We start from the raw sequence: 21,766 nt of genomic DNA on the forward strand, positions 1-21,766 counted from the left end.
CAGTCAAAATTAACTAGCATTTTGGAGAATTCCTTGAATGCGTTGGCGAAATAAACGTACTGCTGCTCTTTGTCCAGTTGTCTTGCTTTGCTCGATAAATGTTGGAACTTCAGCGATGGGGAGAAAGGGAAAAGCTATACTTGTTTGCGATCGCTCGTAGTTCTCACCCACAAGTTGATACACTTCTAAAGTTTGCTGGCGGTAGCGCCATAGTTCGGGAACGCCAATAGATGCATAAATGTTAAATTTATCTAGCGAAGAACTGGTATAGTCTGCCTCTATAGCTAAATCCGGTGGCGGATCGTCTGGCAGTTGAATTTTTTTTCCCCTAACTCTAGATTCATTTTGAATGTAAAAGCAACTATCAGGCTCGATAGCGCGAGTTAAATCTTCTCGTTTTAGTAACAAAGCACCAAGGCTTCTTGCCTCAATTTCTAGCTCATCAACTATTACCTCAATAAAGCTTTCTATCAGCCTTTTAGATTCTTCATGTTCTGTCAGCGGCATTCTTATCTCTAACACTCCTCGGTCATAAGCAACTCTAGAAACACGACTACCGCCAATATCTGCAAGTAATGCTTTAAAAGTCTGCCAGCTAACACCCTCCAACACTACTAATCGTTCTACAGCAATTTGGGGGTTAGGGGTAGGTGCGATCGCGCTAATTGCATTCATTATCTTATGTGCAGTAAAAAACTATAAATTTTGCAGAATATAATAAGTTAATTATCCAAAGCCTAGCTTAAATCCTTATACACTCGCCAATTATATGAATAGTCCCTTTCTTTCTCGCCTGCATAGTAAAAGTTGCCCAGTTATTGTATTTGATGGGGCGATGGGTACATCTTTGCAAACGCAGAACTTAACTGCCGCAGACTTCGGCGGGGCGGAGTATGAGGGCTGTAACGAATATTTGGTCTATACTAAGCCAGAAGCAGTTAAAAAGGTGCATCATGACTTTTTGGCTGCGGGTGCAGATGTCATTGAAACTGATACATTTGGCGGTACATCGATTGTACTTGCAGAGTACGACCTTGCCGAGCGAGCATACGAACTAAATAAAACAGCAGCAGAACTTGCAAAAAGCGTCGCTGCGGAATTTTCTACAACCGAAAAACCCCGATTTGTAGCGGGTTCGATGGGACCTGGAACTAAATTGCCCACTTTAGGGCATATTGATTTTGATACATTGGAAGCAGCTTTTGCCGAACAAGCAGAAGGACTATATGACGGCGGTGTAGATTTATTTATCGTCGAGACTTGTCAAGATGTGCTGCAAATTAAAGCAGCGTTAAATGGGATCGAGCAAGTTTTCCAGCGCAAGGGCGAAAGAAAACCCTTAATGGTGTCGGTAACGATGGAAGTAATGGGGACGATGCTTGTAGGTACAGAAATAAGCGCTGTACTGACAATTTTAGAACCTTATCCCATCGACATTTTAGGGCTAAACTGTGCGACCGGACCCGATCGCATGGCTGAACATATCAAGTATTTATCGCAGCACTCGCCTTTTGTAGTATCTTGCATCCCCAATGCTGGTTTACCCGAAAACATTGGCGGTCACGCACATTACAAACTCACGCCCATAGAACTAAAAATGGCGTTGATGCACTTTATTGAAGATTTGGGCGTGCAGGTAATTGGTGGTTGTTGCGGTACAAGACCAGATCACATTCAACAATTAGCAGAAATAGGCACAACTTTACAGCCCAAACAACGTGCGTTTGAGTACGAACCAGCAGCAGCATCTATATATAGCGCCCAACCATACGAGCAAGATAATTCATTTTTGATTGTCGGCGAAAGGTTAAATGCCTCTGGTTCTAAAAAGTGCCGCGATTTACTCAATGCTGAAGATTGGGATGGACTTGTGGCAATGGGTAAGGCACAAGTAAAAGAAGGAGCGCATATATTAGATGTCAACGTCGATTATGTCGGGCGCGATGGCGTGCGCGATATGCACCAATTGGTATCGCGGCTAGTAACTAACGTCACCTTACCCCTAATGCTAGATTCCACCGAATGGGAAAAGATGGAAGCGGGGTTAAAAGTTGCTGGCGGAAAGTGTCTTTTAAACTCGACTAACTACGAAGATGGCGAACCGCGATTTTTGCAAGTGTTGGAATTGGCGAAAAAGTATGGTGCAGGTGTTGTAATTGGGACGATTGACGAGGATGGAATGGCGCGAACTGCCGATAAAAAGTTTGCGATCGCCCAACGTGCCTATCGTCAAGCTGTAGAATATGGCATATCTCCTAACGAAATATTCTTTGATACTTTAGCTTTACCGATTTCTACAGGGATTGAAGAAGATAGAGCAAATGGTAGCGCCACGATTGCAGCTATTAAGCGCATTAGGCAAGAATTGCCTGGATGTCACGTTATTTTAGGTGTTTCTAACGTTTCCTTTGGTTTGAATCCGGCGGCGCGAGTAGTGCTAAATTCTATGTTTCTGCACTATGCGATGGAAGCGGGAATGGATGCAGCTATTGTCAGTGCCAGTAAAATATTGCCCTTAGCGCGGATTGAAGACAAGCAGCAAGAAGTTTGCCGTCAGTTGATTTTTGACGAACGCAAGTTTGAAGGGGATATCTGCGTATACGATCCTTTGGCAGAATTGACTACATTATTTGAGGGAGCGACAACAAAACGCGATCGCACAGAAGATGAATCTTTACCTGTAGAAGAACGCCTAAAGCGTCACATCATCGATGGGGAAAGGATTGGGCTAGAAGAACAGCTAAAAGTAGCTTTAGAGAAGTACCCGCCGTTAGAAATTATCAACGTCTTCTTGCTGGATGGCATGAAAGTTGTCGGTGAATTATTTGGTTCGGGGCAAATGCAACTACCTTTTGTACTGCAATCAGCCGAAACGATGAAGGCTGCTGTAGCCTATTTAGAACCGTTTATGGAGAAGAGCGACAGCGATAATAGTGCTAAAGGAACAGTAGTAATTGCAACTGTCAAAGGCGACGTTCACGATATTGGCAAGAACCTAGTAGATATTATCTTGTCAAATAACGGCTACAAAGTAGTTAATTTGGGCATCAAGCAGCCAGTAGATAACATCATTGAGGCTTACGAACAGCACAAAGCTGATTGTATTGCCATGAGCGGCTTGTTAGTTAAATCTACTGCATTTATGAAAGAAAACTTGCAGGTATTTAACGATCGCGGTATTACAGTACCAGTTATATTAGGCGGTGCGGCGCTAACTCCTAAGTTTGTCAGCGATGATTGTCAAAATACATACAACGGTCAGGTAATTTACGGTAAAGATGCCTTTTCTGACTTGCATTTCATGGATAAATTGATGCCTGCTAAGTCGGAAAATAAATGGAGCGATCGCACTGGCTTTTTAGATGGTTTAGCAGATGATAGTGTTGAAGTAATAGAAAACGGACATAGACAGCCCCAAGAGGTAGTAGAAGTTGTCACTGCAGCAGAACCAGTAGACACGCGCCGTTCGGAAGCAGTAGCCTTAAATATTGCACGCCCTACGCCGCCATTTTGGGGAACTAAGCTATTACAAGACGATGATATCTCTTTAGAAGAGGTATTTAGCTATCTAGACTTGCAAGCTTTAATAGCTGGACAATGGCAGTTCCGCAAGCCTAAAGACCAATCTGCTGAAGATTATAAAGCGTTTTTAGATGCTAAGGTTTACCCAGTTTTGGAGCAGTGGAAGCAGCGCGTAGTTGCCGAAAACCTATTACAGCCGCAAGTAATTTATGGCTATTTCCCTTGTCAATCTGAAGGCAATTCGCTGTATATATACGAGCCAAATAACCACGAGCGAAAGATAGCAACATTTGAGTTTCCCCGCCAAAAGTCGCTGCGCCGCCTATGTATTGCTGATTTCTTTGCGCCTGTAGAATCGGGTGTAATTGATGTATTCCCCATGCAAGCGGTGACAGTAGGAGAAGTTGCAACTACGTTTGCAAAATCCTTGTTTGAAGCACATCAATATACAGATTATCTCTACTTTCACGGGTTAGCGGTATCGGTAGCAGAAGCTTTAGCTGAATGGCTACACGCACGGATTCGCCAGGAACTAGGTTTTGGCAACGAAGATCCAAATAATATCCGCGATATATTAGCGCAACGCTATCGCGGGAGTCGTTACAGCTTTGGCTATCCAGCTTGTCCGAATATTCAAGATCAGTATAAGTTGTTGGAGTTATTGGCAAGCGATCGCATTGGTCTACAGATGGATGAAAGCGAACAACTCTATCCCGAACAATCGACTACAGCAATTATCGCTTATCACCCAGTAGCTAAGTATTTTAGTGCGTGACATTTTACCCCGACTTAACACATCGTGGAGTCGGGGGAATGTCTTGCCGCAAGGCGGCAATTCGTAATTACTAATTCGTAATTCGTAATTACAAACTTCAATTACAAATTATTTTGGTCAATTGCACAGTTTTAATTGTTATTTAAATAACCAAATTAATGTATAATTTGGTGTTAAAAATTAACTCAAGTTAAATATGAAGTGTTTGCACGTAAAGTTGATATAACCAATGGCAGAACCATAAGCTCTGATGGATCTGCAGACACCATGCAAGCTGGCTTGCTAAATTGTTTTGCCAAGAGGATTGCTAAAGACGTGTTTTTTAGACCTCAAGTTGTTAGCAATCTCCAAGAGCATTTAGCGGCAGCTATTAACTGGCTCAAGCTAGCTCACACTGTTAGCCCTGACAACGGTGTGAGTTGGGGCTATTCGCTTAAGGGCGGATGGCGATCGTCCTACCGCGAAACATCAGGCTATGCTGAAGCCCTGGAGCGCGTACGGACTATCCGCCAAAGCGGCGCTCAGATTCTTCTTGTCGGGATGGGAGTACCTCAGCAAGAGTTTTTTCTAGCAGAACATTGGTCAGACTTGGGTGTGAACTTGGCTATTGGGGTTGGTGGTGGTTTTGATGTGATTACAGGCAAGAAACGACGAGCGTCGCTATGGATGCAAAAAGTTGGGTTAGAGTGGCTCTTTCGACTACTCCAGGAACCCCAAAGACTTGGGAAACGCTACCTAATAACGAATTTACAATTTATCTACTACGTGTTGCGCGAGATAACTTCCTGTAACTTTACTTTTCAACTTGGAGGAGGTAGCAAAGCCCAAGAAAAGAGTAAGATGTAAATTATCCATCGATCGCGTAGATGCAATAAAGGTCTAGTATTAATCAGCACTCTCAACTTTTCCAATTTCAGCGCTTGGTGATGGCAAATCTCAGGGTAAAGGAGCAAGTTTCTGTTCGAGATAATGTAGTAACATTTGGCTAATTTCCTGCTCGATTTGTCTATCTTGCAGTAATTTAGGACGTTCAATTACTGCAGCGTGAGTCAGCGCTTCGATCGTTCTCTCGATAACAAATACTATACAGTCCAGGTTTTTTAGTTGGATGCGATCGCACTGCTTGGCTAAGTAATTTTGCAACAACTTAGTCATGCGGTTTTCACTCTCTGTCTCATTGAGTCTAGGTACTTGCTCGTGCAGAACTTTGTGTAATACTGGCTCGATTGCATGAGCCGCAATATTAGCTCGAACTAATTCAGGCAAAACTACTTCAATGGGAGCATTATCTAAGTCTGTGAGCTTAGATTCAATCGTTTCCATCATACTGCTGACATGGCGATCGCGCAGTGCGGCAATTAGCGATTCTTTATTGGGAAAATACTGATACAACGAGCCAATACTAATACCTGCACGTTCGGCAATGCGATTTGTACTTGCCTTGTCATAGCCTTCCTCAATCAAAATGCGAGCGGTGGCGATTAAAATTGCCTCTACTGTGACTTTGGAGCGGTCTTGCTGCGGTAGTTTACGGGGGTTTGTTGGGACTGTTGATGGCACGATCTTGGCGTTCTCAAATGCGAGTTGAAAATGCGATTAATAGCTCATATTATACGAGTTATAGCTCGCATTAGGGGAAACAGTGAATGATTTTAGTAACTGGTGCAACAGGCAATAATGGCTCAGAAATTGTCAAACTACTTGCAGCACAAAACATTCCGGTGCGGGCAATGGTGCGCGATCGCCAACAGGCTAGTGCGATCGCCGCCCCAAACGTTGCAGTTGTCGAGGCTGACTTCGATCGCCCCGAAACGCTGCTTGCTGCCTTAAATGGTGTAGAACGAGCCTTTTTAGTCACCAACTCATCAGAACGCGCCCAGGCGCAACAAATGGCTTTCGTAGAGCTAGCAAAGCAAAGCGGCGTTGCCCACATTGTCAAACTATCTCAGTATGCTGCTAATACCAATTCACCAGTGCGCTTTTTGCGCTACCATGCAGCAGTCGAAGCGGCGATTCGAGCGTCGGGGATGGCATATACTTTTTTGCGCCCGAATTTGTTTATGCAAAGCTTGTTAAACTTTCGCAGGGCGATCGCAACTAAAAACGCTTTTTATGCTGCTATTGGCGATGCTAAGGTGAGCGCCGTTGACGTACGTGACATTGCAGAGGTCGCCGTAGCTACCTTAACTGCATCTGGGCATGAGGGGAAGACCTACGATCTTACAGGTCCGCAGGCGCTTTCGCATACTGAAATGGCACAATACATTTCCCATGCAACAGGTCGTCAGATAACCTTTGTCGATATTACGCCTGAAACTATGCTAGATACATTATTGAGCGTTCTCCCAGCTTGGCAAGCAGAGGGGCTGATTGAAGACTATGCTCATTATCGGCGTGGTGAAGCATCAGCGATCGCCCCCAGCGTGCAGGATGTGACTGGAAAAGCGCCGCGTAGTTTTGAGACATTTGCCCGCGACTACGCACAGATGTTTAGCTCATAGATGTCGGTAAAGACAAACTTTCAAGATCGATCTACAATATCAGCTTGCTTCAATGCAGCCATCAACTCTCTCATAAACTCGATTGATGCACTACCCTCCACTCCAATAGCTTGTTGTGTTGCGCTCTCGGATATGCTATGGGTCTCTCAACTCGCTCTCCGGTTGTGACGGAGATTCTATCTGGCTTCCCGTCGCAGTTTCATTAAGTAAATTTCTCAAGTTAAGTTGCCGCGTGTACATTGCCAACTTTCCATCCTCCGTGTACGTCCATTCATCTTGCGGACGGTCACAATACAATTCCACTCCGTTATCATCTGGATCGCGCAGATAAAGCGATTCACTTACGCCATGGTCGCTCGCGCCTTCGAGCGGAATGTTTGCCCGAATTAAACGGCACAATGCGTCGGCGAGCGTAGCACGATTTGGATAAAGAATTGCGAGATGATAAAGCCCTGTCGTGCCAAATGGCGGAGGCTCGCCGCCGAGACTTTCCCAAGTGTTCAACGCAATGTGATGATGATACCCGCCCGCCGCAATAAACGCTGCACTATCGCCCAAACGCTGCGTTAGCTCAAAGCCGAGAACGCCGCAGTAGAAATCGAGCGCGCGTTCAATATCAGCCACTTTCAGATGCACATGACCGATTCGCACCTTTGGATCTATAGGACGGAAAACTTCATTAGTTTGATTCATAAGCATTAATTTATTTAGTAGGAAGACCAACAATATAGTTAGAGGATTCAACAGTGCTAGGAAGGGGTGGCAATTTACCCTGATGAACTAAGGTTTGATGGATAATAGCAGCAGCAGCGCCACGACTAAGTGGCTCATTAGGATTAAGCACTTTCACATTTGGATAGTTGACGACAATGTTTGCCTTAGTTGCTGCGGCTACATCATCAATTGCATACTGAGGAATTTGCTCTACATCTGTATAATATTTGCTGACAACAGATGCTAGAGAACTTTTAGCAGCTACATTTTGTTCGCTTGGTGTAGATGAGTTTGAACTTGGAGACACAGCTTGGTTACCAGCTAATGGTGCGCTCGAACCACTAGGAATCGCAGCTTGAGCGTTCGCGGAAGCTAGTAGTAGTGGCTCCATCAAAGAAACAATTGCTAGGGGAATAAATTTTTGTTTTCTAGCTACTCTAGGTGTGGTTGCTGGAGTAACTGCTTGATTTGTAGTAGTGCTTGCAGTTGCTTGTGGACTGCCTGATGTAGTAGTGCTTGTAGTTGCTTGTGGACTACCTGATGTAGTAGTGCTTGTAGTTGCTTGTGGACTACCTGATGATAAATTCAGACCATTGGCTAGTGAAACTAATGCTTGAACGCGAGAAACTTCCTCACGTGGCTGAAATAAGCCACCAGGAAAGCCTCTCATAAATCCTGTTTCATAGGCTTCCTCAATGGCAGAAGCCGCCCAATAACCACTAGGAACATCTTTAAATACACTGCCACTTGGTATCTGCCGCACTTGGTTCTGGTTAAATGCGTCTCGGATCAGTGCGGCAAATTCATCGCGATCTAAAGCCTGTTCAGGTCGAAATGTCCCATCTGGATAGCCAGAGATAATATGTTGTGCAGCTAAACGCTCAATGAACGGTTGCGCCCAATAATTAGCATCAACATCAGGAAAGTTATTTTGCGCTAGGGCTGGAGCAGAAATGCTGAAGGAAACAACTGCACTTGCTGACATTCCTATGGCTAGCAATGCTGCGCTTCCTCTATTCAAACAAAAAGAATTAGACATGAAAAATTACCTCAAGAGTTTTGTAAGTGGAAATGCGACGGCGTTTGTAAAACCTATGTTTTACACATAGGCGTAATCCATATTGAGCTAGTTGTAAAAGTGGCACTCGCCAGTAGAACTTATGCATCAGTTTCTAGGCAGTCGCACAACCTTTAGTATATCAATTAATAATTCAAGTTTTGACAAGTTTGGTTAGTACAACATCTATTCTTCTCCATAAATAATATTTTATTAATGACTTAAATTTATTCAAAAATAAATTTAAAGAGGCAGTGAAAGTAGAGTAGAATCGAGGATTGAACTGATTATATTTTGAAGATAAGCCCGAATAGTGGAAAACTCGTGTATAACTCATGGCATTGACACAGTAGCTAGTAGCGATCGCTTCAATAGAAATAAAATTATGTCTGCTCAAATATCTCTAATAACAAATATCAGTATCCCTATTTCTCCGCTTTATTACGCCACTTAATCCTCCTAACTCCAGTAAACCAAGTAAGCCCAACAAGCCCCAATAAAAACTGCCAGCAGTATAAACAACCCTGGGCGCAACTGTAGTTGGTGGAATAGTTGTTACTGGTGTTGTTGTGCAAGCAGACAAAGTGAAAACTAAAAGTGCTGTACTTAATACAAGAATACTAATACTGATAATTTCAGACAATTTCAAATCATTCATAGTTAAAACCTTTTTTTGTTAGTATTGTAGGGAATTTGAGCAGTTATTACAAATATTTCATGTTTAACTACACAACCTAAACAACAAGCAAAAGTATGTATTGAAACAGCTATTTCAGTTGATTGGCTTGGAGTCTTGTTAGCTAGTAAATTTGCGATCGCTAATTCGATTGCCTAAACCTGTTTTTATAACTATAGCAGTTTTTCGACGCTTATTTTTAGCAGTTAAACCAGAGGAAGTGAACCGATTTTTGCCAGTTAACATCAATTGAACCCCTTAGTATTATGAATTTACTTACACTCATCTCTATATGCAATAACCTAGCAAAGCAGGTATGTTTAAGGGCAAAGCGAGCGTCACACCACACAACCTTTTTTCTCAGCACTTAGCACGTTTCGATTTGTAGCCCTACCTGCGAGAAGTGACACCTGCTGTCTGAGAAGATTCTGTTGTAGATTTACGCTTACCTAACTCTCCAGCAGTAGGTAAAAGAATCCCCAGCATGAGCAAGCTCCCCACGACAATCATGGTCAGCACATTGGGATTATCGCTGAAGTTCTCTGTAGCAACTACCAGCGCAGCAGAAATATTACGTTGAGCCGTCCCCAATCCCATGACGGATCGAGCCGTTGAATACGGTGCAAGTAGGTAGCCGATCGCAAAAGTACCCACAATAAATACAAGCATAGTCGCGATCGCGCCAGTACCGATCGTGGCAAGGATAGTTTGAAAATTCAACACTAACATCAGCACAAATAGAGCAATCAAACTGGTATTAGAGGCTTGTGACATCACACCTTGCAGAGACTCAGCCGCGTCTGGATAACGGGATTTGATAAATAATGCGATCGCAAGAGGAATCAACATCAAAAGAACTAGAGACTTGGCGATCGCGAAAGCATTGACAGATATCCCTGGCAGCAGCCACGGTAACACGATGGGAACATACACAATTGTTGTCACCATTAATAGCACCATCATTCCCAACCCTAATCCGGCATCGCCTTTTGCAAGCTGCACGAGTTTGGTCAAAAAGGGTGCGCCTGAAGCACAAGCAAGCAAAAGCAATCCAGCGCTAAGGGACTGCTCTAGGGAAACGATCCGCGTCAGCAGGAACCCCAGGAACGGAACCAGCACAAAGTTTGCCAGCAGCACTCGAAACACCAGTTTACCATCTTTCAATGGAGTCAGAATTTCCGATACGGTTAGACTCAGCCCTAACCCAGCCATACTCGTGATAACAAAGATCAGCGTGCTGAGTTTAGCTAGTGTTTGAAAAAATTCTTCAATAGTCATTGTGTTAGACTCACTTCTTGATGCAGCTTCAGAAGACCTTTTGCAAACAGTTTGTTCGTGAATTGATATCAGTAGTTGTACAAGCTCATAACAAAATCCCAATAAATGCAAATAGCCCAACTATCATGAGGGCAATGGCGACGACCAAACCGAGAGATATGCGCGGATTGTAGGTGAAATCTCCTCGGTTAATTCGGCGGAGGTCTTGACGATGACCGATGGTAGCAAGTAACAGCGCTAAGACCCCGATCGCAATGAAACTCAGCCCGATGTTACGCGAGAGCCCTACCGCCTCACTAGCACTGCCTAGACCCCGGAGCGCAGTCACAATGCGGTCGATCCCAAATCCAAAGCTAATCAACGACAGACTCGTGCGAATCCAAGCCATGAGTGTTCGCTCGGCGGCGGCTCGGTTGCGCTCTTTAGCAAGTTCATCGGTGACACTCATAAGCGATGGTTACTTTCCCAAAGTAAAAAAATTATTGATTCGGTAATCTTGGAGACTGTTTGCCCAAAGGTGCATGACAAAAATTCACTGACTGATTGTGTTGACCTGCTTCACCAAAACTGGACATCAAGCCTGCATTGTTGCCTGACAGAAGATTATCGAAACACCAGTGGCACCAGTGTGTAGCAGGCAATGGTAACGAGTATGACTCCCAACAAGTTCATCGGCAGACCAGATCGTGCCAACTGCACTGTGTTAATCTGCCCGGTATTAAGTGCAATCGCGTTCGAGGGCGAGCCGACTGGCAATGTGAAGCCGAAGCTCGCTGCTAATGTCACCGCCATCGTCAGTTGCAGTGGACTCAGCCCAATCTTCACCGCTAATGGAGCAGCGATCGGAATCAGCAGCGCGGCGGTCGCGGCGTTGCTCATGATCTCACCGACAAAGATAGCCAGGGTCGTCATAATGGCTACAGCAACCACAGCAGGCAACGCTTCGAGAAACCCCAAGCGGTTCGCGATCCATACATCGATGCCAAGGGTGGTAAATCCGAAGGCTAAAGCCAGCCCACCCCCGATCAATAGCAGCACACCCCACGGCAGCTTCACCGCAGTTTTCCAGTCTAGGAGCCGTCCACCCTTAGCCGAGGGCAGCATGAAGAGTGTCAAAGCACCTGCCATCGCAATCGTCACGTTGTTCGCGTTCGGTAAAAGATCCCCCCACACCAAGCTGCGTGACACCCACGCCACGACCGTTAACAGGAACACAGCGCCGACCACTTTTTCGTCGCGGCTCAACGGACCACGAGCGCGCAAACGCTCCTCGACGACCCGGTTTCCCTCAGCCAGCGAAACATCATTGATGGGCGCAACTACGTAAACTAGGTAGACCCAGGCAACCGCCACCGAAAAGATGCTCATGGGTACGCCGATCAGCATCCACTGCCCGAAACCAACCTCGAAGCCGAGGGTCTGGGGTGCAAGCGACGCAAACACTGCATTGGGCGGTGTCGCAATAATGGTGGACAAGACACCCAGAGTTGATGCGTACACTACGGCTAACACCAAGCACTTGCCCAGTCGACGGCGCTGCCCCTCGTCGCCCACGGTGGCAACCACAGAAAGGGCGACGGGCAGCATAATCACCGTAGTGGCGGCAGCACTAATCCAAGCGCTGATAGCCGCGCAAGCCACCATGAAGCCAGCCACCAGTCGGCGCGGGCTGCCCCCAAAGATTTTTAAAATGTGCAGGGCAACCCGCTCGTCGATCTGGGCACGGGAAATGCCGCGCGCCAGCAGCAGCGCACCCAAAAACAAAAGGATGGTGTTATCGGCATAAGTTTGCCCAACATCATTGAGTTCAGGCGGACCCAGCAGCGGGTACACAACCAGCGGTAACAAGCCTGTAGCCGCAGTTGGAATCGCGTCAGTTACCCACCAAGCGCCCATCCACGCTGCTAGACCCAGCACGCCACGCGCGGGAGTTGCTAAACCGGGAATCGGCAAGAACAAGATCGCAAGGAACAGCACGGGTCCAAGGATAACCCCCACCTTGCTCAAAGTGGAATCGCGACCGTCCGCCGTTGGAGCGCGCTCCGCCCGATTGCGTTGGCGGACTCTGGAAGCAGCGATCGGTTTTCTGCCGCTGGAGCGTGGTCTTTTGGTCATTGGTTTTTCCTGCTGATGAGGAAATGTAGCGATCGCTCGATCGAGTTGTTCGTCCACACCTGCGATCGCAAAGCAACATACCTGGTGTCCGCCATTTTCAGCCTCTGTTCATTTATCAAACGTTGCCTCCTGCTCATAGACATCGCGGACTGCTTTTTTCTTGGGTCCATGCACCGGAAATGCGGCAGACTGCACATCGCATCTTTGAAACACACTTCTGCTAATGTTTGTGCGCTTCCCTAACGCAGCGCCAAAAACACTGTTTCAGCCTTGCCTGTGCCACGCACCGCATCGTCTGTAGCTTCATCGACGAGCTTGCCTTCTAAGACCAGATCTTCGGCTTCGCCGCGCAGCACAATATCAAATCGGTACACGGTTTCCCCATCACGCTCCTCTCGCTTGGCAAGCATGGTCGATCGACGGTTGGGGGGGACACCCTGGAGAATCGGATCGGTTTCGGTGCGCGGGTCATCTGCAAAGTATATGCGCGTAATCAGGGGATGGGACACCCCGCTGGCATGGACCAACACGACGATGTGCGGCGCTTGCATCCCGTCCTCTGGGTACGGCACCGGACCGGGCTTGAGCGTTTGAAACCAGTAGTGTCCGTTAGCATCGGTGCTTGTGCGACCAAAACCGCTAAAGGTCGGATCGAGCGGCAACGATCGCCGATCCAGCGGGTGATTGTAGCGCCCATGAGCATTAGCTTGCCAAATTTCGAGCAGCACGTTGAATAACGGATCGCCGTCGCTGTCAAAGATATTTCCCTCGATGCGGATGTGTTCGCCCTCGGTGTTCGACTGCACGAGAACATTAGAGTCTTCCGGCATCATGCCCAGGCTAAAGTATGGACCAACCGTTTGTGTTGGTGTCAGAGCGAGCGTCATTTTTGACCTCCGTTGCGATCGAGATTGGTTTCAAAAGGTGTCGCTTGTGAGCCGCGCAGAACGATGTCGAAACGAAAGCCCATCGCCCAACCTGGTTCGGTGAGTTCGTGGTCGTAGCGGCACACGACACGCTCTCGATCGGCTTCTGGAATCGACTGAAAGATCTGGTCAAGCGCAAACAATGGATCGCCGGGAAAGTAAAGCTGAGTCACCATTCGGGAAACGATCGACGGTCCCATCACCGACAAATGAATATGTCCTGGTCGCCACTCGTTCGTGTCATCTCTCCACGGGTAGGCACCGGGGCGAATCGTGAGAAAGCGGTACACGCCCTGCTCATTGCTCGTGCAGCGCCCCCGCCCCACGAAGTTGGGGTCTAGTGGTCCCCGCCACGAGTCGAGTTCGTGGTTGTAGCGTCCTGCCGCATTCGCTTGCCAGATTTCGATCGCTACGTTGGGGATTGGTTCGCCGTTTTCGTCAAGCACGCGACCCGTAATGATGACGCGCTGACCGATAGCTTCGCCGCCAGTGCCAGCATTGGTTGTGAGGTCGCTTTCTTCGGGTTTGACGGGATCGAGCGCCTTGAATGGTGATGTTAGTTCCGACAATGTTAGCGGCTCATCAATGCTGGACAGGTGCGGTTCGTTCCGGGTAACATCTTCCCACGCTTCATAGGGGTAATGACCTTGTGTCGGTTTCCCAGTTTGTGTTTCTGTACTCATTAATCCTCCTTATGATAAAACTCACTCGATGACAGTTTGGGCGAACGGATGAGAGCAACAACGTGCTTCATCAATGAATAATCTTTGCAGACGATGTCGGGACATGATTAAACTCGTCTACGGGGGTAGCGGTTGCGGTTGGCGTAGCCGGTGCTGCCCCAGCCACCGAGGTCGATCAACAAGGCTAGGAGGATCCACAACCATCCCAACCCACCGATGCCGACGACCGGTGTCCAGATGAGCACATACATCAGCGTGGTGAACGGCAGGAAGATGATGCCCAGGAGCGGCCACAAGAAGAAGCCACCAAAAGCAGCAGTGAATAAGACCGGACGCGCCAGCCAAATCAGCAGCACACCCAGGCGTGGGAACAAACCAGCGAAAATGGCAAATAAGCAGCCCATACAATCTCCCTTATTAATGAATCTTTAACTCCCTCTACCTTGCTGAACAGCAACCAAAATTTCAGTATTCGGAATTTGCCCGTCTATTTTAAGTGAGAACAGCAGGCTTCTCTCTCCCTCCAAGGAGTGCCTCAATGCTCCAGACTCCCGATCCTTGGGCGGCAATGTAGAGAAAGAGAAAACAGTAAAGGACGGCTAATTCCCCTTGATTGAGGATCGGTAGAAAACCTTGCGGAAAGTGCATCACGAAGTAGCAAACCGCCATTCCACCACTGGCAATGAACGCTGCATAGCTTGCTACAAGTCCTAGCGCAATCAGCAATCCGCAAACGAGTTCGAGAGTTGCGCCCACTCCCAGCAGTGAAGCTAAGGGAACAGGAGATTTGTCACCCGGTATGCCAAATACTTTCTGGCTGCCATGCATGGCGAACATCAGACCTGCGAAGATTCGTCGTAAAGTTGCATAAAGATACGGTGAATACTGCTTGAGAAACCGTTCCATTGTTAAATACCTCTACGTTTTCAATAAGACAGCTTTAAATAGAGACTGGAAAGCTATCTTTCTTGGCAGCGACGAACTGATTTGATGAACGTGACAGCTATCCATTCAGCTTTGTCACAACTGCTGCAACCTTTGCTCCGATTTTTTCGATCGCTTCTTGCTGCTGTGAGTTTTTCAGCGTTCCATCTGGATTAAATGCCTCATGCGCTCCCATCACTGCAAACTGATCGGGCAATACCAAAACTTGAATATTGCCGAGCAGCGATCGCAAATGCACCAAACCTCTTAATCCGCCTAAGCCGCCTGGTGACGCACTCATAATGCCTGCTACCTTATCGAGAAAAGCAGCTAATATTGGCTCATCTCCGCACGGGCGCGATGCCCAGTCGATCGCATTTTTGAGCAAGGGTGTAATCGAGCTATTGTATTCCGGCGAAGCAATGAGAAAGCCTTGATGAGATTTCATCAGTTCCTTCAGCTTCATCGCATTTTCAGGAATACCCTGCTCAGATTCTAGGTCTTCGTCATACAGAGGAAGTGGCAGATCTCGAAGATCGAGGTAAGTGACATCGGCTCCTGCCGCTCTTGCTCCATTTGCTGCAATTTGCACAATGCGCTTATTGAAAGAGTCTTTCCGGGCACTGCCTGCAAACGCCAAAATTCGAGGAGAATCGCTCATAGTCAGGGGAATTGGTAATTGTTAGTTTAATGATGTGGCAATTAAAACGGTTGCGATCGCTTAACGATAGACAAGTCCGCCGTCAATCAGCGGAGCCTGACCCGTCATGTAATCTGAATCCGGTCCTGCTAGGTAGGAAACGAAGGCGGCGACATCTTCAGGCGTTTGTGCCCGCCCCAGCGCGATGCCACCCACAAACTTGTCGTAGCTCTCGCCGATTTTGGCTCCCGTGATTTCAGCCATACGCCGATCGCTCTCAATCTACATACGCCGTCCTTCGCCAGCCTTAGAGCGATCGCGCGCCCGATTCCTTGTCCGGCACCCGTGATAAGAGCGAATTTACCGTTAATACTCATCTTAAGCTTCTCCTGATAGTTATGTCTTTACTGCAAATTTCGTAAATTCTTGTAAATAGCATCTTCTTTTGCCTATGCTCCGCAATGTCATATTGTCTTTTTCTATCCAATGAATTCTTGAGCGATCTGCCTTTGCAAGCTTTGTTTGGTACCTAGGTTTTGCCCCTGTTCTAAGTACCAAATCCAACAGGTTTGCGCTTCACTTTTTGTTCTTGCCCTGGTAGCAATCCCATGACTTCATCGGCATAGCGACCCTGACGCAGCAAATCCGCCATCATCTGCATCGGTTGGGTAATATGGTTAAAAAATGCTCGATAGCCAGCGCACAGATAGTTCAGCCCAGATTCTCCATCGGGAGTGGTGATAAAGCGATTTTTTGGGCAACCGCCATTGCAAGCAAAACGAACTTCACACTGGCGACAGTATTGCGGTAATGAGTCATGTTTAGCTTGTCCAAACTGACGTTGCTGCTCGGATGCTACCAGTTCCAGCATCGATGTTTCTTGAATATTGCCTAACTTATAGTCTGGTTCTACAAAGTGATCGCAGCAATAGAGATCGCCATTGTGTTCCAAAGCGAGGGCTTGACCACAAGTTTTAGCAAAAATGCAAACTCCTGGTGTGACCCCAACCCAGTTTGCTAACGCTGCATCGAAGTGCTGGATAAAGACTGTTCCGACATCTCGACGCACCCATTCATCGAATACGGTAATCAAGAACTGCCCAAACTGCTCTGGTTTTACCGATCGCTCTGTCACCCGATTTCCCGCCTGAACTAGAGTAGAGCCGTCCTCATTCATGCGCTCCACGATTGGAATAAATTGAATATGTCTGGCTTTTAACTTGTCCCGGAAAAAGCGGTAGACCTCCAACGGACAATCGCCATTGGCTGCATTCACCGTACAGAGAATGTTGAAATCAACATTGTGCTGCTTGAGAATTTTCCAGCCCTGCATCACGCGAGCAAAGCTACCCCGTCCTTGTTTATCAACGCGATAAGCATCATGAAGGTGTTGAGATCCATCGATGCTCAACCCGATTAGGAAGTTGTGCTGCTTGAAGAAACGCCCCCATTGATCGTCTAGGCGAGTGCCGTTCGTTTGCAGTGTATGGATCGCGGTTTGCCCTGGTTTTTTATATTTTTCAACCAGGTTAACCGCATGACGGAAGAACTCCAGTCCCATCAACGTGGGTTCACCTCCTTGCCAAGCTACGGTAACTTCAGGGGTGCAATGAGCTTCTAGAAGCTGTTGGATGTAAGTTTCTAGCAGGTCGTCCGTCATCCGAAACTTACTGCCAGGATATAGCTGTTCTTTGGCTAAGAAGAAACAGTATTGGCAGTCTAGATTGCAGATTGCACCCGTCGGTTTTGCCAGGAGGTGAAATGCAGAAGGAACCTGCTGAGAAAGGGTAGGCAACATGGCTTCGTGTGAATTGAGACTGGAGATTGTCTAAAATCTGGTACGGAAAGGGGTAATCGGTTACTGAATAGCCATTGCAATTTCTGTCTTTGCAGCGCGATCGTCAACCGTTGCACCACTTAAGTTTACTAGCACTCGCTCGATCGTCCCTGTGAAGGTAAAGGGAGATTCATACGCATCCGAAACAGGACTAATTGTATCGCAACCCACATCGAAGGTTTCGTTGAAGGTAAACCAATAGGGAACCTGCTTCTCAAATCGACCTTCGCCCACAATCTTCTCACCGATTCGGAGCTTGACATTGCCACCTGTACCAGGTTTGCCTTCCTCATCTACAGTGACTTCAGCAGAGACCCTGTACTGTCCTGGAGAAAGCGATTCTGTTGAAGAAACGCGATAGCGATCGCTCGTGAACCAGTTATGCTCCCAGTGCAGCTTGTTGTCTTTGATAAACAAGGTATAACCAGCAGCTAACCCTCCACAGGCAACCAGTACGCCCTCTGCTCCCCCTTCGGGAATCACAATTTCCGCTGCTAAAGTGTGGTGAACATTTTTGGTGTTCGGGGAAGAGGCTTCAGGCAATCGAATGGTATTCGGGAGATAAACAAATTGCTGTTTGCCTTTGATATAGCTAGGGCGAAGGTTAGCATCGGCGCGATTGGCAAAGCGATCGTCGAGCGGTAGCACATTGTACTTTGCCGCTTCTACCATGAACAGATCTTGTAACTCCCGCAGTTTCCCAGGATTTTGACTTGCGAGGTCATTTGCTTGAGAGAAATCCCGCTCGATGTTGTATAGCTCCCAGATGTCATTCTCGAAAGAAGTACCGCCAGAAGACTGCCAGGGGAGTTTACCCCTGCGACAGCCTGCCACCCATCCGTTGTGATAGAGTGCCCGATTGCTTAGAATCTCGAAGTATTGAGTGGTGCGGCGACTTGGTGCAGTTTTATTATCCCAGGTGTAAACCATTGATGTGCCCTCGATCGGTCTTTGCGGCACGCCATTTACCTCGCGCGGTTCGGGAATACCCGCCACTTCTAAGATCGTCGGAGCAAGGTCGATCGCATGATGAAATTGCGATCGCAAGCCCCCTTTGTCCTCGATCCTTGCTGGGTAAGATATCACCATCGGATTGCGGGTTCCCCCAAAGTGAGACGCAATTTGCTTCATCCACTGGAACGGTGACGAACCTGCCCAGCCCCAAGCAACCGGATAGTTGTTTTCAAAACGAGAACTACCGATCTCATCAATGTGCTTCAGCATGGTACTGACATCATCCGGGAATCCCTGCATCGACTTCATCCCGTTTAGGGTTCCGGTGAGGGAGCCTTCAGGACTGGGACCGTTATCACCCACTATATAGACAATCAGGGTATTCTCGCGCAGATTCATCGCTTCCAGCGTATCGACGACCTTGCCAATCTGCGCGTCTACGTGTTCCACGAATCCAGCAAATACTTCTTGCATTCGAGCATAGAGACGCTTTTCATCCGCAGAACAGTCCTCCCAAGCAGGAATAGAATCAGGTCGCGGCGTGAGTTGGGTATCCGGTGGAATCACACCGAGTTGCTTTTGACGCTCAAAAGTGACTTCACGCTGCCGATCCCACCCGCGATCGAATTTGCCTTTGTAGCGATCTGCCCATTCTTTCGGAACATGGTGAGGAGAATGACCCGCACCCGGTGCCCAGTAAGCAAAAAAGGGTTTATCGGGTGCGGCAGCTTTCTGTTGAGCAATCCAACTAATACATTTTTCCGCCATGCCTTCTGAGAGATGCCAGTTTGGGTCATCCTGCGGCTTTTGGGTTGGCGTTGTGTTTTCGTACAAGGGAGGATTCCAATTATCTGTCTCCCCGCCGTGGAAGCCCCACCAATGCTCGAAGCCTAAGCCCGTTGCCCAGCGATCGAACGGTCCCGCAACACTCGTTTCATAAGTGGGTGTCAGGTGCCACTTGCCAAAAGCAGCCGTGTTGTAGCCATTCTGTTTGAGAATCTCAGCAATGCAGGCGCAGTCCTTTGGGATTCTACCGTCATACCCTGGATATCCGGTTGCCATTTCCATCACGACTCCGGTATGAGCAGAATGGTGGTTGCGTCCAGTCAATAGCGCTGCACGAGTCGGAGAACACAGGGCAGTTGTGTGGAAGCAGTTGTAGCGTAATCCTGTATCTGCTAATTTTTGTAAGGTCGGCATATTGATAGGACCGCCAAAGGTGCTAGCGTGTCCAAAGCCGACATCATCGAGCAAAATCACGAGAACATTCGGTGCATCCTCTGGTGCAGAGGGCATTGCGAGAACGTCAGGTTGAGAATCAGTGTAAGTAATGCCAATCTGTCCCTGAAACTTGTGAGGCGGTAGCGGCAGTCGATCGGAGCGATTTGTGGAATCTACCATTAAGTGTCTCCTGATAAATGTGCAATCCGACAACAATAAACAGGGATTTTGTCTGCTCGGATTTTCAGGTAAATAGCCAACAGAATATTCTTAGCTAACTGTGTAATAATTAACTAAACATCTAACTGTAGAATGAGATCTGCATCGCGCTAAATATCTTGTAAATAGTGTCTCTTTTAACAGGTTGCCTTAATTATCGTCAAGACTATTCTGACTTGCTCATATTTTGTTGAGATGGTATTTAGCGGCTCGTCATATCATCTGGCTCTATGGAGTCGCTGTAGTTATTACGATGCTAATCGTCATACTCAAGAAAAGGTCTATCCCCTGAAAGACCTCAGCCATCAAGTTAACCTGATACAGTCTAACGATACCTGGCAATTTGTGCGGGAAGCTATGGCTTGGACAGATATTATTCTTTTCGTTGCAGTCCTAATTATCGCGTGGTTAATTTTGTATCTACGAGGGGTATTTGAACCTAAAGTACAGTACCGCTCCGATCGTCGCTTAGTGTTGAGCGATGCAAATTTTCTGCCACTGTTAATGGGCTTCTCGCAATCGCTTGCGACTCAAGCCCACATCTGTGGATTCTGGTCGCAGCCGCATCAAATTTATGCAGCACGGTTAGCGGCGATCCGAAAAGCACAACACATCATTCAGTTTGAAACCTTTTTCATGACACCGGGAGCGCGTGCCAATGAGTTTGCGGACGCATTAATCGAGCGATCGCAAAGTGGCGTTCGCGTCCAAGTTCTAGTCGATCGCATTGGCACGCATAAAATGTCGTTTTCCTACTGGAAACGGCTTAGGGCGGCTGGCGTTGAGGTGCGCTTCTTTCATCCCTTTAAATTGAAAGCCCCCTTGCAATATCTCAGCCGCAGCCATCGCAAACTATTGATCGTTGATGGAACAGTCGCCTTCATTGGTGGAATGGGTGTGTCAGATAACTGGGACGGCGATCCCAAAATCGGAGACACAGCGCCTTGGCTGGATTGCGAAATCGAGTTAGAAAACGCTATTGTGCCTGTTCTTGTAGGCATCTTTCTGCGGCACTGGCTTTATGAGGATGGCAAGGCGAGTGGAGGATATTTTCCCCCGCAGCAATCTTCTGTTGAGGCAAAGTCAATGCTGGTTATTCCTCACGATGCCGAGAGTAAGATTTCGTCGATTAACGCCCTATTTTGGTTCAGCCTGCAAGCTGCACAGCAGCGAATTTGGATTGCTAGCCCTTACTTCATTTTGGATCGCAATACTCGTACTGCCCTGATTCAAGCTAAAAAGCGCGGTGTGGATGTGCGGATCGTGACAACTAGCGCCCGCAACGACAAGCCGCCCGTTTACTATGCTGCTCGCGAACGCTATCGGCATCTTCTATCTGCTGAAATTGCAATTTACGAATACCAACCCAGCATGATCCACGCCAAACTGATGTTAGTCGATCGCGATTGGATTAGCTTGGGTAGTGCAAATTTCGATCCTCGCAGCTTTTATCACAACGATGAATTAAATCTGGCGTGGTTCGATCCAGACTTTGCACCAACCGTTGAAAAATTGCTTCAGGGCGCTTTTGAAAAGAGCAATCGTATTGAGCGGTCAACCTGGCAAAAACGACCCTGGTGGCAAAAATTGATAGGTCAATCCTTCCTCCTACTACGGTGGCAACTCTAGCACAAGGGATAAATTCATATCTTCAACATCTTTGGAAAGAACCTATAGCTCGACCTATGGACACCTCGAAAAATATAATTGTGTATTCAATCCAA

General features: G+C 47.3%; 20 protein-coding genes and 1 pseudogene. 4 read left to right on the plus strand and 17 right to left on the minus strand.

Going from position 1 to position 21,766, the window contains the following annotated elements:
- Positions 1-9 precede the first annotated feature (9 nt).
- Positions 10-675 (minus strand): Uma2 family endonuclease, encoded by a 666-nt coding sequence (locus UH38_RS14725; RefSeq protein ID WP_045055422.1) that lies wholly within the window; start codon positions 673-675, stop codon positions 10-12.
- 94 nt (positions 676-769) lie between these two features.
- On the opposite strand from UH38_RS14725, the gene metH reads away from it, so the two are divergent.
- Both metH and UH38_RS25440 read left to right on the plus strand, forming a co-directional pair.
- On the plus strand, positions 770-4,297 hold the full coding sequence (metH, locus tag UH38_RS14730; RefSeq protein ID WP_045055423.1) for a methionine synthase: 3,528 nt from the start codon (positions 770-772) through the stop codon (positions 4,295-4,297).
- Positions 4,298-4,498: 201 nt separating this feature from the next.
- Positions 4,499-5,143, plus strand: coding sequence for a WecB/TagA/CpsF family glycosyltransferase (locus UH38_RS25440; protein WP_200892447.1), 645 nt, complete (start codon positions 4,499-4,501; stop codon positions 5,141-5,143).
- Between the two features lie 90 nt (positions 5,144-5,233).
- Here UH38_RS25440 and UH38_RS14740 read toward each other — a convergent pair whose 3' ends face one another.
- Positions 5,234-5,857 carry a TetR/AcrR family transcriptional regulator gene (locus tag UH38_RS14740; RefSeq protein WP_045055424.1) on the minus strand — a complete coding sequence of 208 codons (624 nt, stop codon included), beginning with the start codon at positions 5,855-5,857 and terminating at the stop codon, positions 5,234-5,236.
- An 86-nt stretch (positions 5,858-5,943) separates the two neighbouring features.
- Here UH38_RS14740 and UH38_RS14745 point away from each other — a divergent pair, with 86 nt between their 5' ends.
- A complete protein-coding gene (locus tag UH38_RS14745) occupies positions 5,944-6,798 on the plus strand; it encodes an SDR family oxidoreductase (protein ID WP_045055425.1) in 855 nt (284 codons plus the stop codon).
- Positions 6,799-6,933: 135 nt separating this feature from the next.
- On the opposite strand, the gene UH38_RS14750 is transcribed toward UH38_RS14745, so the two are convergent.
- The 15 genes and pseudogenes from UH38_RS14750 to UH38_RS14815 all read right to left on the minus strand — a co-directional run bounded on the left by UH38_RS14750 (position 6,934) and on the right by UH38_RS14815 (position 20,003).
- Positions 6,934-7,491 carry a VOC family protein gene (locus UH38_RS14750; protein WP_045055479.1) on the minus strand — a complete coding sequence of 186 codons (558 nt, stop codon included), beginning with the start codon at positions 7,489-7,491 and terminating at the stop codon, positions 6,934-6,936.
- Positions 7,492-7,501: 10 nt separating this feature from the next.
- Complete coding sequence (locus tag UH38_RS14755; RefSeq protein ID WP_045055426.1) at positions 7,502-8,551, minus strand: S-layer homology domain-containing protein; 1,050 nt, start codon at positions 8,549-8,551, stop codon at positions 7,502-7,504.
- Between the two features lie 421 nt (positions 8,552-8,972).
- Positions 8,973-9,227 carry a hypothetical protein gene (locus UH38_RS14760; protein WP_045055427.1) on the minus strand — a complete coding sequence of 85 codons (255 nt, stop codon included), beginning with the start codon at positions 9,225-9,227 and terminating at the stop codon, positions 8,973-8,975.
- Positions 9,228-9,365: 138 nt separating this feature from the next.
- On the minus strand, positions 9,366-9,491 hold the full coding sequence (locus tag UH38_RS27910) for a hypothetical protein (protein ID WP_268748891.1): 126 nt from the start codon (positions 9,489-9,491) through the stop codon (positions 9,366-9,368).
- 144 nt (positions 9,492-9,635) lie between these two features.
- Positions 9,636-10,523: a bile acid:sodium symporter family protein gene (locus tag UH38_RS14765; protein ID WP_045055428.1), complete on the minus strand. Its 888-nt coding sequence runs from the start codon at positions 10,521-10,523 to the stop codon at positions 9,636-9,638.
- An 85-nt stretch (positions 10,524-10,608) separates the two neighbouring features.
- Complete coding sequence (locus UH38_RS14770) at positions 10,609-10,971, minus strand: YidH family protein (protein WP_045055429.1); 363 nt, start codon at positions 10,969-10,971, stop codon at positions 10,609-10,611.
- Positions 10,972-11,126: 155 nt separating this feature from the next.
- The gene (locus UH38_RS14775; RefSeq protein WP_144405692.1) at positions 11,127-12,638 is read right to left on the minus strand and encodes an SLC13 family permease; all 1,512 of its coding nucleotides are present in this window, start codon (positions 12,636-12,638) and stop codon (positions 11,127-11,129) included.
- A 239-nt stretch (positions 12,639-12,877) separates the two neighbouring features.
- A complete protein-coding gene (pcaG, locus tag UH38_RS14780) occupies positions 12,878-13,525 on the minus strand; it encodes a protocatechuate 3,4-dioxygenase subunit alpha (RefSeq protein ID WP_072044928.1) in 648 nt (215 codons plus the stop codon).
- A complete protein-coding gene (locus UH38_RS14785; protein WP_045055430.1) occupies positions 13,522-14,247 on the minus strand; it encodes a dioxygenase family protein in 726 nt (241 codons plus the stop codon). Before UH38_RS14785 ends, pcaG begins: the two co-directional genes overlap by 4 nt.
- 107 nt (positions 14,248-14,354) lie before the next feature.
- On the minus strand, positions 14,355-14,651 hold the full coding sequence (locus UH38_RS14790; protein ID WP_045055431.1) for a hypothetical protein: 297 nt from the start codon (positions 14,649-14,651) through the stop codon (positions 14,355-14,357).
- An 88-nt stretch (positions 14,652-14,739) separates the two neighbouring features.
- Positions 14,740-15,153: a DoxX family protein gene (locus UH38_RS14795; RefSeq protein ID WP_045055432.1), complete on the minus strand. Its 414-nt coding sequence runs from the start codon at positions 15,151-15,153 to the stop codon at positions 14,740-14,742.
- A gap of 97 nt (positions 15,154-15,250) precedes the next feature.
- Positions 15,251-15,832: an NADPH-dependent FMN reductase gene (locus tag UH38_RS14800; RefSeq protein ID WP_045055433.1), complete on the minus strand. Its 582-nt coding sequence runs from the start codon at positions 15,830-15,832 to the stop codon at positions 15,251-15,253.
- Between the two features lie 60 nt (positions 15,833-15,892).
- Positions 15,893-16,093: pseudogene (locus UH38_RS14805) on the minus strand (SDR family oxidoreductase); the annotation flags it as partial.
- A gap of 265 nt (positions 16,094-16,358) precedes the next feature.
- On the minus strand, positions 16,359-17,609 hold the full coding sequence (locus UH38_RS14810; protein WP_045055435.1) for an anaerobic sulfatase maturase: 1,251 nt from the start codon (positions 17,607-17,609) through the stop codon (positions 16,359-16,361).
- A gap of 60 nt (positions 17,610-17,669) precedes the next feature.
- Positions 17,670-20,003: an arylsulfatase gene (locus UH38_RS14815; RefSeq protein WP_045055436.1), complete on the minus strand. Its 2,334-nt coding sequence runs from the start codon at positions 20,001-20,003 to the stop codon at positions 17,670-17,672.
- A gap of 234 nt (positions 20,004-20,237) precedes the next feature.
- Here UH38_RS14815 and UH38_RS14820 point away from each other — a divergent pair, with 234 nt between their 5' ends.
- The gene (locus UH38_RS14820; protein WP_200892449.1) at positions 20,238-21,671 is read left to right on the plus strand and encodes a phospholipase D-like domain-containing protein; all 1,434 of its coding nucleotides are present in this window, start codon (positions 20,238-20,240) and stop codon (positions 21,669-21,671) included.
- Positions 21,672-21,766: the final 95 nt, after the last annotated feature.

This window comes from Aliterella atlantica CENA595 (genome assembly GCF_000952155.1).
Taxonomy (GTDB): domain Bacteria; phylum Cyanobacteriota; class Cyanobacteriia; order Cyanobacteriales; family Chroococcidiopsidaceae; genus Aliterella; species Aliterella atlantica.

Bases quoted from the DNA above. Each gene is read 5' to 3' on its own strand.
- UH38_RS14725 (WP_045055422.1), bottom strand. From the start codon at position 675: ATGAATGCAATTAGCGCGATCGCACCTACCCCTAACCCCCAAATTGCT.
- metH (WP_045055423.1), top strand. From the start codon at position 770: ATGAATAGTCCCTTTCTTTCTCGCCTGCATAGTAAAAGTTGCCCAGTT.
- UH38_RS14745 (WP_045055425.1), top strand. From the start codon at position 5,944: ATGATTTTAGTAACTGGTGCAACAGGCAATAATGGCTCAGAAATTGTC.
- UH38_RS14750 (WP_045055479.1), bottom strand. From the start codon at position 7,491: ATGAATCAAACTAATGAAGTTTTCCGTCCTATAGATCCAAAGGTGCGA.
- UH38_RS14755 (WP_045055426.1), bottom strand. From the start codon at position 8,551: ATGTCTAATTCTTTTTGTTTGAATAGAGGAAGCGCAGCATTGCTAGCC.
- UH38_RS14760 (WP_045055427.1), bottom strand. From the start codon at position 9,227: ATGAATGATTTGAAATTGTCTGAAATTATCAGTATTAGTATTCTTGTA.
- UH38_RS27910 (WP_268748891.1), bottom strand. From the start codon at position 9,491: ATGTTAACTGGCAAAAATCGGTTCACTTCCTCTGGTTTAACTGCTAAA.
- UH38_RS14765 (WP_045055428.1), bottom strand. From the start codon at position 10,523: ATGACTATTGAAGAATTTTTTCAAACACTAGCTAAACTCAGCACGCTG.
- UH38_RS14770 (WP_045055429.1), bottom strand. From the start codon at position 10,971: ATGAGTGTCACCGATGAACTTGCTAAAGAGCGCAACCGAGCCGCCGCC.
- UH38_RS14775 (WP_144405692.1), bottom strand. From the start codon at position 12,638: ATGACCAAAAGACCACGCTCCAGCGGCAGAAAACCGATCGCTGCTTCC.
- pcaG (WP_072044928.1), bottom strand. From the start codon at position 13,525: ATGACGCTCGCTCTGACACCAACACAAACGGTTGGTCCATACTTTAGC.
- UH38_RS14785 (WP_045055430.1), bottom strand. From the start codon at position 14,247: ATGAGTACAGAAACACAAACTGGGAAACCGACACAAGGTCATTACCCC.
- UH38_RS14790 (WP_045055431.1), bottom strand. From the start codon at position 14,651: ATGGGCTGCTTATTTGCCATTTTCGCTGGTTTGTTCCCACGCCTGGGT.
- UH38_RS14795 (WP_045055432.1), bottom strand. From the start codon at position 15,153: ATGGAACGGTTTCTCAAGCAGTATTCACCGTATCTTTATGCAACTTTA.
- UH38_RS14800 (WP_045055433.1), bottom strand. From the start codon at position 15,832: ATGAGCGATTCTCCTCGAATTTTGGCGTTTGCAGGCAGTGCCCGGAAA.
- UH38_RS14810 (WP_045055435.1), bottom strand. From the start codon at position 17,609: ATGTTGCCTACCCTTTCTCAGCAGGTTCCTTCTGCATTTCACCTCCTG.
- UH38_RS14815 (WP_045055436.1), bottom strand. From the start codon at position 20,003: ATGGTAGATTCCACAAATCGCTCCGATCGACTGCCGCTACCGCCTCAC.
- UH38_RS14820 (WP_200892449.1), top strand. From the start codon at position 20,238: ATGGTATTTAGCGGCTCGTCATATCATCTGGCTCTATGGAGTCGCTGT.